Genomic DNA, 16,595 nt, shown 5'->3' with positions numbered 1-16,595 from the left:
GCTAATGCGACACACCTTATTTCACAAAAACTTAATGGAAAGTAAGCCAGCTTTTTAGTAATTTCAGGAGATATAATTTCAACATAAAATTTTATGGATTTTATAGACTATTACAAATTATTGGAATTAGACAAATCTGCCAGCCATGCCGATATTAAAAAAGCTTATCGTAAACTGGCCCGAAAGTATCATCCAGACCTCAACCCCAATAATAAAGAAGCACAGCTAAGGTTTCAGCAGATAAATGAAGCCAACGAGGTGTTGAGCGATCCTGAAAAACGAAAAAAATACGACCAATACGGAAAAGATTGGCAACACGCCGATGCCTATGAAGAAGCCCAAAAACAGCAACAAGCCTCCGGCGGCAGAACCTATACCGGCGGCGGGTTTGGAGGCGGCCAGGGAAGTTATTCCTATTCGGGAAATTTTGACGAAGATACTTTTTCAGATTTTTTTGAGGAAATGTTTGGCAGTAGGGCGAGGGCCCATGGTTCAGGTCGCGGCCATCATTTTAAAGGTCAGGATTTTAATGCCGAGCTTCAACTAAAATTAAGCGACGTATACACCAGCCACAAACAAACTCTTAGTGTAAACAGAAAGAGCATTAGGCTTACAATTCCTGCAGGTGTTGAAAACGGACAAACCATTAAAATTAAAGGACACGGCGGTCCCGGCGTTCAGGGCGGGCCAAAAGGCGATCTCTATATTACCTTTAATATTATAAATAACACCAAATTTAAACGTGAAAAAGAGCATTTGTTTAGCCAGGTAGACCTGGATTTATATACCGCCTTACTGGGGGGAGAAATTACCGTGGATACTTTTAATGGAAAAGTGAAATTAAAAGTGAAACCCGAGACCCAAACCGGAACCAAAGTGAAATTAAAAGGCAAAGGTTTTCCTAAGTACAAAAAAGAGAATCAGTTTGGAGACTTAATAATTACCTACAATGTAAAAATGCCCGATAATTTAAGTACTCGTGAAAAAGAATTATTTAAAGAACTTCAAAAATTACGCTCATGAATTTAGAAGATTTAATACCCACCAATGAGATTTGCGCAAAGTACCGGGTAGAAAGCACTTTTGTGCATTCATTACACGAAAGCGGACTTATAGAAATTATTACCGTGGAAGAAACCCAATATGTGCATTGTGATGCTATTTCAGATTTTGAAAGCTTGCGAAGATTGCATTACGATCTGGACATAAACCTAGAGGGACTGGAAGCTATTCAGCATTTATTAGGACAGGTAAGAAAACTACAAAAGGAAAATTTAGCGCTTAAAAACAGGCTGAATATATTTGAATAAGCAAGGAACTGTTTACCCAATAATCGAAATTAAATACACCAAAACTTGTCACAAAATCAAATTATAGTCTTTAGATAAGAATTTATGGGCTTATTGAGAGGTTTTTTACTCTGTATTATATTGATAACTTTGCAAACACAACAAAAAACTAAATAAATTATTTCCCGTCAAGCTGAACTTGTTTCAGCTTCTAACATGTTTTTAATACTAAAACTTAGATCCCCGAGAAAATAATCGGGGCAGGCTCTGAAATAAATTCAGGATGACGTTATAAAATACTTTCTTAACCAAGAAAACCAAATATAAACCTAAAGGTTTTAAATTAATAAATATGAGATACGATCAAATAGACAGTAAGTTATTTATAAAAAACCGCAAAAGCTTTATGGCAGGGATGAAACCTAATAGTCTGGCGGTTTTTAATGCAAACGATATTTACCCTATTGGGGCAGATAGCACCATGCCTTTTCAACAGAACAGGGACTTATTTTACTTAAGCGGTGTAGACCAGGAAGAAGCAATTTTAGTGCTTTTCCCAGATGCTCCAAAACCGGAACATCGCGAAATTTTATTTTTAACCGAAACCAATGCGCATATTGCCGTGTGGGAAGGTGCAAAATTAGATAAGAAAAAGGCTTTAGAAGTTAGCGGTATTGAAACGGTTTACTGGCTTCAGGATTTTGAAAAAATTTTCTTTGAAGTAATGACTCAATGTGAAACGGTATATTTTAATACCAACGAGCATTATCGAGCCAATGTACAAACCGAAACCCGCGACGAAAGATTTATAAAATGGTGTAAAGAAAAGTATCCGGCGCACCAGGTAGCAAAAAGCAATCCTATTTTACAAAGACTACGTTCAGTAAAAGACCCTATTGAGCTTGATTTAATGCAAAAAGCCTGCGACATTACCGAAAAAGCTTTCCGCAGAGCCTTAAAATTCACCAAACCCGGGGTTTGGGAACACGAAATTGAGGCCGAATACTGGCACGAAATGATAAGAAACCGTAGCCGCGGATTTGCCTATACCCCAATTATTGCCAGTGGAAATAATGCAAATGTTTTGCATTATACCGAAAACAACCAGCAATGTAAAGAAGGAGGCCTAATACTTCTTGACACCGGAGCAGAATATGCAAATTACTCTAGTGATATGACCAGAACCATCCCGGTTTCAGGAAGGTTTTCAGAACGTCAGAAACAAATTTACAATGCCGTAAACAAAGTAAAAAAAGAAGCTACCAAGTGGCTGGTTCCCGGTACTATTTGGGCTGAGTACCATAAAGAGGTGGGTAAATTAATGACTTCAGAATTACTGGATCTTGGATTACTGGACAAGGCAGATGTTCAAAATGAAGACCCAAAATGGCCGGCTTATAAAAAGTATTTTATGCACGGTACAGCCCATAATATTGGCCTGGACACGCACGATTATGGAATTCTAACCGAACCCATGAAACCTAACCAGGTATTTACGGTAGAACCGGGAATTTATCTCCCCGATGAAGGTTTCGGAATTCGATTAGAAGATGATGTGGTGATTCAAAAAGAAGGAGAGCCCTTCAACCTAATGCGTAATATTCCTATTGAAATTGAAGAGATTGAAGAAATTATGAATTCTTAATCGAATAATTCTTACAACTAGATCAGTTTATTTTACCGTCAAGCTGAATTTATTTCAGCTTCTAACATGAGACTAACTAGAATTATATTAGATCCTGAAACCAGTTCAGGATGACGATTTCAAACCAAAGCCACGAATACACGAATTAATTTGTGAGTTCGTGGCTTTTTCTATTTTAAACAGCCATGGAAACAACCTATAAAAACACAACTATTGCTTATACAAGTATGGGAACCGGGAACCCGCTTGTTCTCTTACACGGATTTTTAGAATCTAAAATAATCTGGAAAGATTTTACCACAGAACTTGCTGTGAAAAGACAGGTTATTTGCATAGATCTTCCCGGCCACGGAGATTCAGGAAACCTTAATGAAATAAACACAATGGCCGATATGGCCAGGGCAGTAAAAGCGGTTTTAGATGAGTTAAATATTAAAAAAGCTTCATTTGCCGGTCACTCCATGGGAGGCTATGTAAGTTTGGAATTCCAAAATATTTTTCTTAACATACCTCGTAGTTTAGCACTCCTGAACTCTACTCCCGAAGCAGATTCAGAAGAACGCAAAGTTACCCGCAACAGGGCAGCAGCATTGGTTTTAAAAAATAAAAGAGCATTTGTTAGTATGGCGCTATCTAACTTATTAACTCCTGAAAATAATAAAAAGTTCAGATCTCAAATTGAAATTTTAAAGAAGCATGCCCTACAGTTTTCATCTGCCGGAATCTGTGCAGCTATTAAAGGCATGAAAATTCGTACAAATCATACGGAGCTTTTTGCAAAATTTAAGGGTCAAAAAATTGTTGTTGCAGGAAAAAATGACCCAGTTATGGATTACAACACAATAAAATCTGTTGCAAAACGCTGTAATAGCAAGTTTATTGGTTTACCGGATGGGCATTTGTGTTTTATCGAAAATCAAACAGAAGTTCGAGAGATTTTGCGTTTGATCGATTAATATTAACTTTTTGCCGAAATATTAACTTTTTTTTATAATTTTAAACTTTCAAAACAAACAGAATCAAACTTTTATGAAGGAAAGAACCCCCAAAAAATTTTCGTTCGCTAAAGTTTTTTGCAGCATTTTTGGGCATAAACTACGAGTTTCCAAAAATGTGACAGATCATGTTCACGAATATAAATGCGAAAAATGCGGAATGGAAATGACCGATACTGCAAATGGCTTTTTAGCCCGGTTAACACCAAAATTTAAGGAAACCAACGATTATATTGCCAAAATACACCAAAGAAGAAAGCGCAAGCATTACGCCAACGCTTCCTAGTTTTCTTTGTAATATTATTGGAGAATTTTATTTTTCGTTTGCATCCTTATTATCCATAGAGTTCCAACCACGAGCAATAAGGGGAAGTTTTTGGTTTGCACGTGTAATTAAATGCATACCTTCCTTTTCTTCGGTCATATGCCCAATAATGCTTAAATTAGGGTTTGCTTTTATTTTTTCGTAATCATCTTGCGAAATCGTAAAAAGCAATTCATAGTCTTCACCGCCACTTAAAGCTATTGTGGTACTATCTATATCAAACTCTTCACATACCGAAATTACCGCAGGGTCTAGCGGAATTTTCTCTTCAAATAAATTAGCCCCCACTTGCGAGTTTTTACACAAATGAATAATTTCAGAAGAAAGCCCATCACTTATATCAATCATAGAGGTTGGTTTCACTCCAAGTTCCTTTAATAAAGGTGGGATATCTTTTCTGGCTTCCGGCTTTAATTGCCTTTCAATTAAATAGGTATAAGGATCCAGGTCGGGCTGTGCATTAGGATTGGCTTTAAAAACTTCTTTTTCACGCTCTAAAATTTGCAAGCCCATATAAGCAGCCCCAAGATCACCGGTTACCACAAGTAAATCATTTGGTTTAGCTCCACTTCTGTAAACAATATCTTCTTTTTCGGCCACACCCAGCGCAGTAATACTAATTAATAATCCAGAAGTAGAAGAGGTTGTATCCCCACCCACAACATCAATATTATACAAATTTGCAGCCAGTTCTATTCCAGAATATAATTCCTCTAGCGCCTCTACCGGAAACCGGTTGGAAGCTGCAATAGAAACAGTTATTTGTGTGGCTTTGGCATTCATCGCGTAAATATCAGATGCATTTACCATTACGGCCTTATAACCCAAATGTTTCAAAGGCATATAGGCAAGGTCAAAATGCACACCTTCAACCAAAAGATCGGTACTAATTATCGTGTGCTTATCATTAAATTTCAATACCGCGGCATCGTCGCCAATACCTTTTACGGTAGAAGATAATTTAGGTTCGAAACCTTTTGTTAGATGATCTATTAAACCAAATTCACCTAATTCTGAAAGATTTGTGCGCATATCCTGACTATTCTGAAACATAAGAGTATATTTTATTTGGCAAAATAAATGAATATTATTCAACTGCGATACTAAAGATAGGCATAGATTAAAAAAGCTAATAAATCAATTTTAGAAAAAACAAATAAAAACACACAAAACAGACTAATTTTCAATCATTTAAGCATTTCAAATCCTATAATTCAGGAATTGGTAACACTTATCATTGTATTTTTAAAACATATACTGAGGCTATGGTAAACCGTTAGTTTTATAGTATATTTGTAGCTAATTTAGAATTAATCTTTTTAGCTATGATAAAAGTAAGCGAAAGCGCTAAAAAAAAGATTGCAGCGCTAATGAGCGATGAAGGTTTTGATAATTTACAAGACTTTGTGCGTGTTGGTGTTAAAAGCGGCGGCTGTTCTGGCTTGTCATACGAATTAAAATTTGACAAAGCTAAAACAGAAGACGACAAACTTTTTGAAGATAATGATGTAAAAATAGTAGTTGACAAACGCAGTGTTTTATACCTGGCAGGAACTGTTTTAGAATTTTCTGGAGGCTTAAACGGGAAAGGTTTTGTATTTAACAATCCCAATGCCCAAAGAACCTGTGGATGTGGAGAGAGTTTTTCTCTTTAATGGTTCAAACTTTAGATTTTGACCTTAACTTATAAAAAATTGAAATGGCATATACTGAAGACGATTTAAAAAAAGAGCTCGAAACGAAAGAATATGAGTACGGATTTTATACCGATATTGAATCGGATACTTTTCCTGTGGGATTAAATGAAGACATCGTTAGAGCGATCTCTAAAAAGAAGGAAGAACCAGAGTGGATGACTGAATGGCGATTAGAAGCATTTCGCCACTGGCAAACCCTGGAGGAGCCGGAATGGGCAAACGTACATTACGAAAAACCAAACTTCCAGAATATATCTTATTATTCGGCACCAAATAAAAAACCGAAATATGATAGTTTAGACGAGGTAGATCCTGAATTACTGGATACTTTTAAGAAATTGGGGATCTCTGTAGATGAGCAGAAGAAATTGGCCGGTGTGGCCGTAGATGTGGTGATGGATTCTGTTTCGGTAACCACAACTTTTAAAAAGACCCTGGCCGAAAAAGGAATTATTTTCTGTTCTATCTCAGAAGCCATTAGGGAACATCCCGAGCTTGTAAAGAAATATATTGGATCTGTAGTTCCTAAAACCGACAACTTCTACGCCGCATTAAACTCGGCTGTATTTAGTGATGGTTCGTTTTGCTACATCCCAAAGGGCGTAAGATGCCCAATGGAACTTTCTACTTACTTTAGAATTAACCAGGCCGGAACAGGACAATTTGAGCGTACACTGGTAGTGGCAGAACCGGGAAGTTATGTAAGCTACCTCGAGGGTTGTACCGCTCCCATGCGTGACGAAAACCAACTACACGCTGCCGTGGTAGAACTTATTGCATTAGATGATGCAGAGATTAAGTACAGTACCGTTCAAAACTGGTTCCCCGGAAATAAAGACGGAAAAGGTGGCGTGTTTAACTTTGTTACTAAACGCGGACTTTGTGAAAAAGGTGCAAAAATTTCCTGGACACAGGTAGAAACAGGATCGGCGGTAACCTGGAAATATCCTTCTTGTATTTTAAAAGGAGATAATTCTATTGGAGAGTTTTATTCTATTGCGGTTACCAATAATTTCCAGCAGGCAGATACCGGTACAAAAATGGTACACCTGGGTAAAAACACAAAAAGTACTATTATTTCTAAAGGTATTTCGGCGGGACAATCGCAGAACTCTTACCGCGGATTAGTACAAATAAATGGAAGAGCCCAAAATGCACGTAACTTTTCACAATGTGACTCTCTTTTAATGGGTAACAAATGTGGAGCGCACACCTTCCCATATATTGAAGTAAAAAACAAAACCGGACAGGTGGAGCACGAAGCTACCACAAGTAAAATTGGGGAAGACCAAATTTTTTACTGTAACCAACGTGGTATTGATACAGAAAAAGCAATTGCACTTATTGTAAACGGATTTAGCAAAGAGGTATTGAACAAATTACCAATGGAATTTGCAGTAGAAGCTCAAAAACTATTAGAAATTTCGCTTGAAGGATCTGTAGGATAAACAGCAAAATGAAAATTGATAGAATGAAAAAGCTTTTGCTCATCTTTGCTATTGCCCTAACTGCCTTTTCTTGCCAGGACGAAGGCAGGGAAGATTTAATGAACCAACCTGAAACCGAAAAAGTGCCCGATAGCATTCAAACGCTAACCGGGGATTTTATCTATGCAAGAGACGAGGCAATTTTACGGGGTAGCGATTTTATCTATGGCGTAAGTATAGACTCTATGTCTAAAATATTGGCCAAACAGGTACAGCCATTTCAAAAAGAAGATTTTGATATGGTAGCTGTTAAGGTAAAAGGGAAGATAATTACCAATCCGCGCCAGGACGGCTGGGATGAAAATATAGAAATACGAGAGATTTTAGAAATTCTGGAAACCGAAAAGGCTACAGAACAAAACGAAGAAGAATAATAAACCAATCCCATTTATTAGGGATGCATACAGAGAACTTATGCTAAAAATAAAGAATTTACACGCGAGTATAGAAGATAAAGAAATCCTTAAAGGAATTAATCTTGACATAAACCCTGGAGAGGTTCATGCTATTATGGGACCTAACGGTTCAGGAAAAAGTACACTTTCTTCGGTAATTGCCGGAAAAGAAGAATTTGAGCAAAATGAGGGAGAAATCATTTTTGAAAATACAGAAATTTCAGAAATGGACCCTGAAGAAAGAGCCCATAAAGGTATTTTTCTTTCTTTTCAATACCCGGTAGAAATTCCAGGTGTTTCGGTTACTAATTTTATGAAAACCGCCATTAATGCGCATAGAAAAGCTAACGGGCTTGAAGATATGCCGGCCAATGAAATGTTGAAAAAAATTAGAGAGAAGTCAGAAAGTTTAGAGATAGACCGTAAGTTCTTATCAAGATCTTTAAACGAAGGTTTTTCCGGAGGGGAAAAGAAGCGAAACGAGATTTTTCAAATGGCTATGTTAGAACCAAAATTAGCTATTCTCGATGAAACCGATTCTGGTTTGGATATTGATGCCCTTAAAATTGTTGCCGATGGTGTTAATAAACTTAGAACTAAAGACAACGCGGTACTGCTAATTACGCACTACCAACGTTTACTTAATTACATTGTACCAGATGTAGTTCACGTAATGGTAGACGGAAAAATTGTGAAGTCTGGCGGTAAAGAACTTGCTCTAGAGCTGGAAGAAAGAGGTTATGAATGGATTAAAGCTGAAAAAGCCCTTTAAAAAGAATCCGTTTTTAAAACCAAAACACTAAAATTATGATTCCCTTATTTTAAGGGGAAATAAATTGAATCTGCAATGGAATTAAAAGAAAAATTAGTATCATCATTTCTGGCTTTTGAAGAAGAGTATACAGGAACGAATGATGATCTTCATAAAATACGCAACCAGGCAATTAAAGATTTTGAAGCCCTGGGTTTTCCAAGCCGAAAGCAAGAAGAGTATAAATACACTTCCCTAAAATCGGTTTTAAAAGAAGACTACAGTCTTTTTCCAAAGAAGGAAAATACCATAGAATATAGAGATATTGAAAAATACCTTATTCACGAGATAGACACTTACGATTTGGTATTTATAGACGGCATATACTCCTCTCACTTATCAAGTACTACACACGATAAGATTGATGTTTGCCTTATGTCTTCGGCACTAAACAAAGATCTTTACAAGCCGGTTATTGATAATTATTTCAACAAAATTGCTCCAAAGAATGGACTAAATTCGTTGAATACGGCATTTACCAAAGAAGGTGCCTTTATACATATTCATAAAAACACATTAGCCGATAAACCAATTCAGATTATAAATTTCTCTACCGGAAATGAATCTTCTGTTTTGGTGCAGCCGCGTAACCTAATTGTGGTAGACGAGAATTCACATTGTCAAATTATTGAACGTCACCAAAGTTTAACCGAACAACCGGTACTTACCAACTCGGTTACCGAAATCTTTGCCAATAAACGCGCTATTGTAGACTATTACAAGATTCAAAACGATAATCTATCGGCTTCTTTAATAGACAATACCTATATAGAACAACAAACTGAAAGCTTTTGTTCGGTACATACCTTTTCCCTTGGCGGAAAATTAACCCGAAACAATCTTAATTTCTATCAAAAGGGAGAACGTATAGATTCTACCATGAAAGGTGTTACCATTATCGAAGGAAAACAACATGTAGATCACAACACTTTAGTGCATCATATAGAACCTAATTGTGAGTCTCACCAGGATTACAAAGGTATTTTTGATGAAAAATCGGTGGGGGTTTTTAACGGAAAAGTGGTTGTAGAAAAAGAAGCGCAAAAAACAAACGCTTACCAGTCTAACAACAATGTTTTGTTAAACGACAAAGCAACCATAAACTCAAAACCTCAGTTGGAGATTTTTGCAGACGACGTAAAGTGTAGCCATGGCTGTACCATTGGTCAATTAGACGAAGAAGCTTTATTCTATCTGCAGTCTCGTGGTATTCCAAGAAAAGAAGCTAGCGGCTTACTAATGTATGCCTTTGCCAACAACGTACTGGAAAGTGTAAAAATTCCGGAAATTAAAAAGAGAATCAATAAACTTATAGCCCTAAAATTAGGGGTAGAATTAGGATTCAATCTATAAATTGCTTTTAAAAGTAGCATTAAATAGAATCTTTAAATCCATATTAAAATGAGCATTGCTACTAATAACATAGCATTTAACGTTGAAAAAATTAGAAAAGACTTCCCTATTCTAAATAGGGAAGTTAATGGTTATCCCCTGGTATATTTAGACAATGCGGCAACCTCGCAAACTCCAAAACAGGTGATAGATTCCATTGTAGACTATTATTCTAACTACAACGCAAATATTCACCGTGGGGTGCATAGTTTATCCCAGGAAGCAACCGACAAATATGAAGTTGCCAGAAAAAAAATTCAAAAACATTTCAATGCTAAAAAAGCACACGAAATAATATTTACCTCAGGTACCACCCATGGAATAAATTTGGTTGCCAACGGCTTTGCATCCTTTTTGGAGGCAGGAGACGAAATTTTGGTTTCGGCCTTAGAGCATCACTCCAATATTGTTCCCTGGCAAATGCTTTGTGAAAAAACAGGAGCAATTTTAAAGGTGATCCCTATGAGCGAAGAGGGGGAGCTCATTTATGAAACTTTCGAAGAATTGCTTTCTAAAAAAACAAAAATGGTTTTCCTAAACCATGTTTCAAACGCTTTGGGAACCATAAATCCTATTAAAAAAATTATAGATAAGGCCCACGAGAAAGGTGCAGCCGTTTTAATAGATGGTGCCCAGGCAGCACCGCACATTAAGGCCGATGTCCAGGCGCTGGATGTTGATTTCTATGTGGTTTCTGCACATAAAATGTGTGGCCCAACAGGAGTTGGGGTTTTATATGGCAAAGAAGAATGGCTCGATAAACTACCCCCTTACCAGGGTGGTGGCGAGATGATTGCTACGGTAAGTTTTGAAAAAACAACCTATGCCGGACTTCCCCATAAATTTGAAGCAGGCACCCCCAATATTTGTGGTGGTATTGCTTTTGGTGCAGCTTTAGATTATATGAACAACATAGGATTTGAAGCTATTGCACGCTACGAAGAAGAATTGTTAGATTATGCCACTTTAAAACTTCAGGAAATTGAAGGAATGAAAATTTACGGCACGTCTAAAGAGAAAACTGCGGTAATTTCTTTTAATATTGAAGGATTACACCCTTACGATATTGGCACCCTGGTAGACAAAATGGGAATTGCCGTTAGAACCGGCCACCATTGCGCCCAACCTATTATGGATTTTTATAAAATTCCCGGTACGGTTAGAGCTTCTTTTTCGTTCTATAATACCAAACAGGAAGTTGAGCGTTTTATTGAAGCGGTTAAAAAAGCAAAAACCATGCTTTCCTAAACAAAAAATAATGAAGAAACTTATATTTATACTAAGTGTATTTTTAATGATTTCCTGCGGAAATTCAGAAGAAAAAATTTCAGAAAACCCGGCAGACCTCGCAGGTCTTAATGGCAATTACAAATTGCTGGAATTGGATGGGGAAAATATTGCTTCCGAAGGATTTATCCTAAATTTTGAAGGAAAAGAGCAACGACTTTCGGGAAAGACCGGTTGTAATAATTTTGTAGCAAGCTATAAAGTCCAGGACTCTATCATAAGATTTAATCAGCCTTTAGGTACAAAAATGTTTTGCCAGGGCCAAATGGAATATGAAGAGATTTTTGGCAAAGTGCTACCTGAAATTAGAAATGTAAAGATTAGCGATAAAGATTTAATATTTTTATCGGCAGAAAATCAGGAGCTTTTAAACCTGCAAAAAACAGAAGACAGTGAGTAAAACGATACAGGAAATACAGGAAGAAATTGTAGATGAGTTCGCCATGTTCGAAGACTGGATGCAGCGTTACGAATATATGATAGAGCTTGGCAAGGCACTTCCGCTTATAGAAGAAAAATATAAAATTGAGGAAAACCTTATTAAAGGTTGCCAAAGTAAAGTTTGGGTTCACGCTGAATTAAAAGATGATAAATTGGTGTTTACGGCCGATAGTGATGCGATAATCACCAAAGGGATTGTAGCTATTTTAATAAGGGCTTTTTCAAATCATCATCCTTCTGAAATTATAGAAGCCGACACAAAGTTTATAGATGACATTGGCCTAAAAGAACACTTATCACCAACTCGTGCCAATGGTTTGGTAAGTATGGTCAAACAACTTAAAATGTATGCTGTGGCATACCAAACACAATTAAAATAAGATGGAGCAAGAAATAGACACGCAAGAATTGGGAGAAAAGATCGTAAAGGTTTTAAAAACCATTTATGACCCCGAGATTCCTGTAGACATATACGAATTAGGGCTTATTTACGACGTAATGGTAAATACAGATTATGAAGTAAAAATCCTTATGACCCTTACAACACCCAACTGCCCGGTAGCCGAAAGTTTACCACAGGAAGTGAAAGAAAAAGTCGCTTCTATAGATACCGTTAAAGAAGCCGAGGTAGAGATCACTTTCGATCCGCCCTGGAACCAGGATTTAATAAGTGAAGAAGCGAAATTGGAATTAGGACTTTTATAAATTCTAAAAGTTTAAAAACCTATTAACTTTTAACCATAAACCCTTTACTTTATTATGGCCGAAGAAATTGTAAACCGGGTAGCCAACAGTAAACTTATAACCTTTAATCTTGAGGATTATTATCCCGAAGGTGAACGTGTATTGTTTGATGTGAAAGATTGGCTCCTGGAAGGTTTCGTTTTACGCGAAAGTGAATTTAGGGAGCAGGCCAAAAATCACGACTGGAGCCAGTATCAAGACAAGTTTATTGCGCTTACCTGTTCTAGTGATGCCATAATCCCGGCCTGGGCCTTTATGCTATTGGCCACTTATTTACAGCCCTACGCAAAAAAGGTAATTACCGGCGATTTAGAAACCCTGGAAACTGTACTTTATACTGACGTTATTTCAAAGTTAGATGTTAGCGAATTACAGGACAAACCTGTAATCGTAAAAGGCTGCGCCCATAAACCGGTTCCAAAAAACGCCTATTTATTACTTATCGAAAAATTGCAGCCGGTGGTAAAGAGTTTAATGTATGGCGAGGCCTGCTCGTCTGTACCTTTATACAAAAAACCAAAAAATTAACATGAAGAAACTAGTATTTGCCCTCGCTTTATTTGGCGGAATTTTCAACCTAAGCGCCCAGGAAGAGGAAGAAGAACAAAAACAAGGATGGACTACAGAAGGTAATATTTCTTTACTATTTAATCAATCGGCTTTTAACGCCGAATGGACCGGGGGTGGAACTTCCAACATTGCCGGGAACTTACTCTTCGATTATAATTTCAATTATTTAAAGGACGATTTTACCTGGGACAATAAATTGCTTGTAGATTACGGACTCACCAAACAACGCAGCGATGAATTTGCCAGAAAAACCAGTGACCGTTTAGAATTTAACTCTATTGCCGGGAAACAACTACAAGACTCAAACTGGTATTATTCGCTTTTCCTTAATTTTAGAACGCAATTAACCAAAGGGTATAAGTTTGGTGAAGACGCTGAAACAGGGGAAACTACCAGAACAGAATATACCAACTTCTTATCGCCGGCGTACCTACAATTTGGTCCGGGTATAATGTGGAAAAAAAGTGAAAATTTATACGTAAATCTTGCCCCGGCTACCGGAAGAATGGTTTTTGTAGATAAAGATTTCACCTCTGCACCAGGGTATGTAGATGGGGATTATTTTGGTGTAGACGCCAATAAAGCTATGCGTTTTGAACTTGGTGCCTCACTTTCAGGCTATGCCAAATTCCAAATTATCGAGAACGTAAGCATGGAAAATTTACTTAACCTTTACTCTAACTACCTTGAAGATCCTAAAAATGTTGATATAGATTACACTATGAACATGAAAATGAAGATTAACGATTATCTCTCTACCAATCTTATTTTTCAGGCAATTTATGATGATAATGCCGTGAAGGGTTTTCAAATTAGAGAGGTGTTTGGCCTGGGCTTCAATTATGGGTTTTAGGTACTGTACCAGGGCTCAGAAATTTCGTCTAAGCCTAAAGAATTAAAAATACGAGGCTGTTTGAAAAGTCTATTTTCGTTAAACTGAACTTGCTTCATGATAACGGTTTTAAAAGCTTTTCAAACAGCTTTTTTTATATGTTTTTAGTTAAAAATATGTTGAAATGAATTCAGCAAAATCGCAGTAGCAATCTATTGTGTAACTTTGTATTTATGATTGAAAAAACCGACCTAAGCCACGAAAAAGCTGTTTTAATTGGTATCGTTACCAAAGAACAGGGGCATGATAAATTAAAAGAATACCTGGATGAACTGGAGTTCCTTACTTATACCGCCGGTGGGGAAGTAATAAAGCGTTTTAGCCAGAATATGGACAAACCCAATCCTAAAACTTTTATTGGTACCGGGAAGATGAACGAAGTAAAAGAATTTGTTGATGAAAACGAAGTAGGTACCGCTATTTTTGATGATGAACTTTCTCCTGCCCAGCAAAAGAATATTGAGAAGATATTAAAATGTAAAGTCTTAGATAGAACCACCCTAATCCTGGATATTTTTGCCCAAAGGGCCCAAACAAGTTATGCCAGGACTCAGGTAGAACTTGCCCAATATGAATATTTATTACCAAGACTGGCAGGTATGTGGACACACCTTGAACGGCAACGTGGTGGTATTGGAATGCGTGGCCCGGGGGAAACAGAAATTGAAACCGACCGTAGGATTGTAAGGGATAAAATTGCGCTTCTAAAGAAAAAGCTCGAAACCATAGACAAGCAAATGGAAGTGCAACGCGGTAACCGCGGGCAATTGGTTAGAGTAGCCCTGGTAGGTTATACCAATGTAGGCAAATCTACTTTAATGAATACCATTAGCAAAAGCCAGGTATTTGCAGAAAACAAGCTTTTTGCAACCTTAGATACCACGGTTAGAAAAGTAGTGATTCGTAATTTGCCTTTCTTATTAACCGACACAGTAGGTTTTATACGTAAGTTACCTACGCAATTAGTAGAGTCTTTTAAATCTACCTTAGATGAGGTAAGAGAAGCCGATTTGCTATTGCACGTAGTAGATATCTCCCATCCTAATTTCGAAGATCATATAGCCTCTGTTAACCAGATTATGAGTGAGATTAAAAGCAATGATAAACCAACCATCATGGTTTTTAATAAAATAGACCAATATGAAGCCGAAGAAATTGAAGAAGATGATTTGGTGACCGAAAAAACCAAAGCCCATTATACCCTAAAGGAGTGGAAACAAACCTGGATGAACAAAATGGGAGACAATGTGTTGTTTATTTCGGCTTTGAATAAGGAGAATATGGAAGATTTTAGAAGAAAAGTTTACGAAGCGGTTCGCAAAATACATATTACCCGCTTTCCATACAACAACTTTCTCTATCCGGAATATGATAAATATGGAGAAGAAAAATAACAATAGTAAGCCCCGAAAATTTCGGGGTTTTTTATTGAATTTTTCCGTAAATTGGACTATACCAATAGATTAACTTATGAAAAAACTAATATTACTACCGCTTTTATTTTGCTTTGGTTTTATAACAGCTCAGGAGCTGGATGGTGCCTGGAAATTAATTCAAAAGAACGGAGAAAAGGTCACCGATCGTGAGGTGATTAAAATAGTTCAGGACGGTTATTTTGCACTGGGCTCTAAAAGTCTGGCTAATGATGAGTTTTTAGGAGCAGCAGGTGGGGAACTTAACTTAGATGATGAAACCCTTACCGAGATAAGGGATTTTGACACTTACAATTCCGAAAATATTGGCACTGAACAAGAATTTAATATTTCATGGGAAGGAGAGCATATCTTAGAAATTTCTGATGGAATAGCTACCAAAGTATGGGAAAGAATATCTGAAGAAAGTGATGCTCTAACCGGAAACTGGGTAATTACGGGTCGCCAAAGAAACGGAACGATGAATACCATGACTCCCGGTGACAGGCGCACTATTAAGATTTTAAGTGGAGGCAGGTTTCAATGGGTTGCCTTTAATTCGGCTACCAAAGAATTTAACGGATCGGGTGGAGGCACCTATACTGCAGAAAACGGAAAATATACAGAAAACATCGAATTTTTCTCAAGAGATGTAAGTCGCGTAGGGGCCAGTCTGGAATTTCAATATGAAGTAAAAGATGGCAAATGGCATCATCGAGGCAAAAGTTCTAAAGGAGATCCTATTTACGAGATTTGGTCGCCATATAGCCAGGCTTATCAAAAATAAAGTTATTGAATAAGGAAAGCCTCCTTTGGTATGTAAAATTCTCCGGGAGGCACTTCTTTTAAATAAAACCGTATTGTCTTTTCACTTTCTATATATTGTAAACGTATTTTTCCGGAGCTTAGACTTACAGCACTTTCTATAGTGCCATCGTAAATACCTTTAGCAATTTTCACCAGATTAATACTAAAAGTACCGACCTCATTATTCCTACAGTCGGTTTTCCCTTCCTTATTAAAAACCACACAATGGGTTCCATTAATTCTGTTTTTATTTTCATATGTAAGCTGTAGCTCCATCGTGTTTTGACCATTTGGTGATTTCCAAAACCACTTACCGGACAAATCCTGGGATTGCTGCGAAAATCCCGAAACGAAAAATAGTAAAAACAGGTAGGGTAAAGTTTGCTTCATATATTAAAATTAAACG

Annotated in this window: 20 protein-coding genes; 18 read left to right on the top strand and 2 right to left on the bottom strand. The window is 37.1% G+C overall.

Annotated elements, in window-relative coordinates; all coding sequences use genetic code 11:
- The first annotated feature begins 93 nt into the window (after positions 1–93).
- From GUB10_RS03615 to GUB10_RS03595, 5 genes are all read left to right on the top strand, one after another.
- On the top strand, positions 94–1,023 hold the full coding sequence (locus tag GUB10_RS03615) for a DnaJ C-terminal domain-containing protein (RefSeq protein WP_193710081.1): 930 nt from the start codon (positions 94–96) through the stop codon (positions 1,021–1,023).
- Positions 1,020–1,310: a chaperone modulator CbpM gene (locus tag GUB10_RS03610; RefSeq protein WP_193710080.1), complete on the top strand. Its 291-nt coding sequence runs from the start codon at positions 1,020–1,022 to the stop codon at positions 1,308–1,310. Before GUB10_RS03615 ends, GUB10_RS03610 begins: the two co-directional genes overlap by 4 nt.
- A 331-nt stretch (positions 1,311–1,641) precedes the next feature.
- Positions 1,642–2,934, top strand: coding sequence for an aminopeptidase P family protein (locus GUB10_RS03605; protein ID WP_193710079.1), 1,293 nt, complete (start codon positions 1,642–1,644; stop codon positions 2,932–2,934).
- Between the two features lie 185 nt (positions 2,935–3,119).
- A complete protein-coding gene (locus tag GUB10_RS03600; protein ID WP_193710078.1) occupies positions 3,120–3,890 on the top strand; it encodes an alpha/beta fold hydrolase in 771 nt (256 codons plus the stop codon).
- 73 nt (positions 3,891–3,963) lie between these two features.
- The gene (locus GUB10_RS03595; RefSeq protein ID WP_193710077.1) at positions 3,964–4,215 is read left to right on the top strand and encodes a hypothetical protein; all 252 of its coding nucleotides are present in this window, start codon (positions 3,964–3,966) and stop codon (positions 4,213–4,215) included.
- 27 nt (positions 4,216–4,242) lie between these two features.
- Here GUB10_RS03595 and thiL read toward each other — a convergent pair whose 3' ends face one another.
- Positions 4,243–5,307 carry a thiamine-phosphate kinase gene (gene thiL / locus GUB10_RS03590; RefSeq protein WP_193710076.1) on the bottom strand — a complete coding sequence of 355 codons (1,065 nt, stop codon included), beginning with the start codon at positions 5,305–5,307 and terminating at the stop codon, positions 4,243–4,245.
- A gap of 272 nt (positions 5,308–5,579) precedes the next feature.
- Between thiL and GUB10_RS03585 the strand changes: the two genes are divergently transcribed.
- The 13 genes from GUB10_RS03585 (at position 5,580) to GUB10_RS03525 (ending at position 16,169) form a co-directional block, all read left to right on the top strand.
- Positions 5,580–5,909 carry an iron-sulfur cluster assembly accessory protein gene (locus tag GUB10_RS03585; RefSeq protein ID WP_193710075.1) on the top strand — a complete coding sequence of 110 codons (330 nt, stop codon included), beginning with the start codon at positions 5,580–5,582 and terminating at the stop codon, positions 5,907–5,909.
- Positions 5,910–5,953: 44 nt separating this feature from the next.
- Positions 5,954–7,399 carry a Fe-S cluster assembly protein SufB gene (sufB, locus tag GUB10_RS03580; protein WP_193710074.1) on the top strand — a complete coding sequence of 482 codons (1,446 nt, stop codon included), beginning with the start codon at positions 5,954–5,956 and terminating at the stop codon, positions 7,397–7,399.
- A 23-nt stretch (positions 7,400–7,422) separates the two neighbouring features.
- A complete protein-coding gene (locus GUB10_RS03575; protein WP_193710073.1) occupies positions 7,423–7,812 on the top strand; it encodes a hypothetical protein in 390 nt (129 codons plus the stop codon).
- Positions 7,813–7,852: 40 nt separating this feature from the next.
- On the top strand, positions 7,853–8,605 hold the full coding sequence (sufC, locus tag GUB10_RS03570) for a Fe-S cluster assembly ATPase SufC (protein WP_193710072.1): 753 nt from the start codon (positions 7,853–7,855) through the stop codon (positions 8,603–8,605).
- A 75-nt stretch (positions 8,606–8,680) separates the two neighbouring features.
- A complete protein-coding gene (gene sufD, locus GUB10_RS03565; protein ID WP_193710071.1) occupies positions 8,681–9,997 on the top strand; it encodes a Fe-S cluster assembly protein SufD in 1,317 nt (438 codons plus the stop codon).
- A 48-nt stretch (positions 9,998–10,045) separates the two neighbouring features.
- The gene (locus GUB10_RS03560) at positions 10,046–11,284 is read left to right on the top strand and encodes an aminotransferase class V-fold PLP-dependent enzyme (protein WP_193710070.1); all 1,239 of its coding nucleotides are present in this window, start codon (positions 10,046–10,048) and stop codon (positions 11,282–11,284) included.
- 10 nt (positions 11,285–11,294) lie between these two features.
- Positions 11,295–11,723 (top strand): META domain-containing protein, encoded by a 429-nt coding sequence (locus GUB10_RS03555; RefSeq protein WP_193710069.1) that lies wholly within the window; start codon positions 11,295–11,297, stop codon positions 11,721–11,723.
- The gene (locus tag GUB10_RS03550; RefSeq protein ID WP_353956828.1) at positions 11,716–12,144 is read left to right on the top strand and encodes a SufE family protein; all 429 of its coding nucleotides are present in this window, start codon (positions 11,716–11,718) and stop codon (positions 12,142–12,144) included. The genes GUB10_RS03555 and GUB10_RS03550 overlap by 8 nt, the downstream gene beginning before the upstream one ends.
- Before the next feature lies 1 nt (position 12,145).
- Positions 12,146–12,469, top strand: a complete 324-nt coding sequence (locus tag GUB10_RS03545) for an iron-sulfur cluster assembly protein (RefSeq protein ID WP_193710068.1) — start codon at positions 12,146–12,148, stop codon at positions 12,467–12,469.
- A gap of 54 nt (positions 12,470–12,523) precedes the next feature.
- On the top strand, positions 12,524–13,036 hold the full coding sequence (locus GUB10_RS03540; protein ID WP_193710067.1) for a DUF2480 family protein: 513 nt from the start codon (positions 12,524–12,526) through the stop codon (positions 13,034–13,036).
- A gap of 1 nt (position 13,037) precedes the next feature.
- On the top strand, positions 13,038–13,931 hold the full coding sequence (locus tag GUB10_RS03535) for a DUF3078 domain-containing protein (protein ID WP_193710066.1): 894 nt from the start codon (positions 13,038–13,040) through the stop codon (positions 13,929–13,931).
- Positions 13,932–14,143: 212 nt separating this feature from the next.
- Positions 14,144–15,364 (top strand): GTPase HflX, encoded by a 1,221-nt coding sequence (gene hflX, locus GUB10_RS03530; RefSeq protein WP_193710065.1) that lies wholly within the window; start codon positions 14,144–14,146, stop codon positions 15,362–15,364.
- 76 nt (positions 15,365–15,440) lie between these two features.
- Positions 15,441–16,169 carry a hypothetical protein gene (locus GUB10_RS03525; RefSeq protein WP_193710064.1) on the top strand — a complete coding sequence of 243 codons (729 nt, stop codon included), beginning with the start codon at positions 15,441–15,443 and terminating at the stop codon, positions 16,167–16,169.
- 2 nt (positions 16,170–16,171) lie between these two features.
- Here the strand turns inward: GUB10_RS03525 and GUB10_RS03520 are convergent, their stop codons facing one another.
- Positions 16,172–16,579, bottom strand: a complete 408-nt coding sequence (locus GUB10_RS03520) for a hypothetical protein (protein WP_193710063.1) — start codon at positions 16,577–16,579, stop codon at positions 16,172–16,174.
- Between the last annotated feature and the right edge of the window lie 16 nt (positions 16,580–16,595).

The organism is Salegentibacter sp. BLCTC (assembly GCF_015143665.1).
GTDB classification, from domain to species: domain Bacteria; phylum Bacteroidota; class Bacteroidia; order Flavobacteriales; family Flavobacteriaceae; genus Salegentibacter; species Salegentibacter maritimus.
This window is presented reverse-complemented; position numbering and strand designations above follow the sequence as displayed.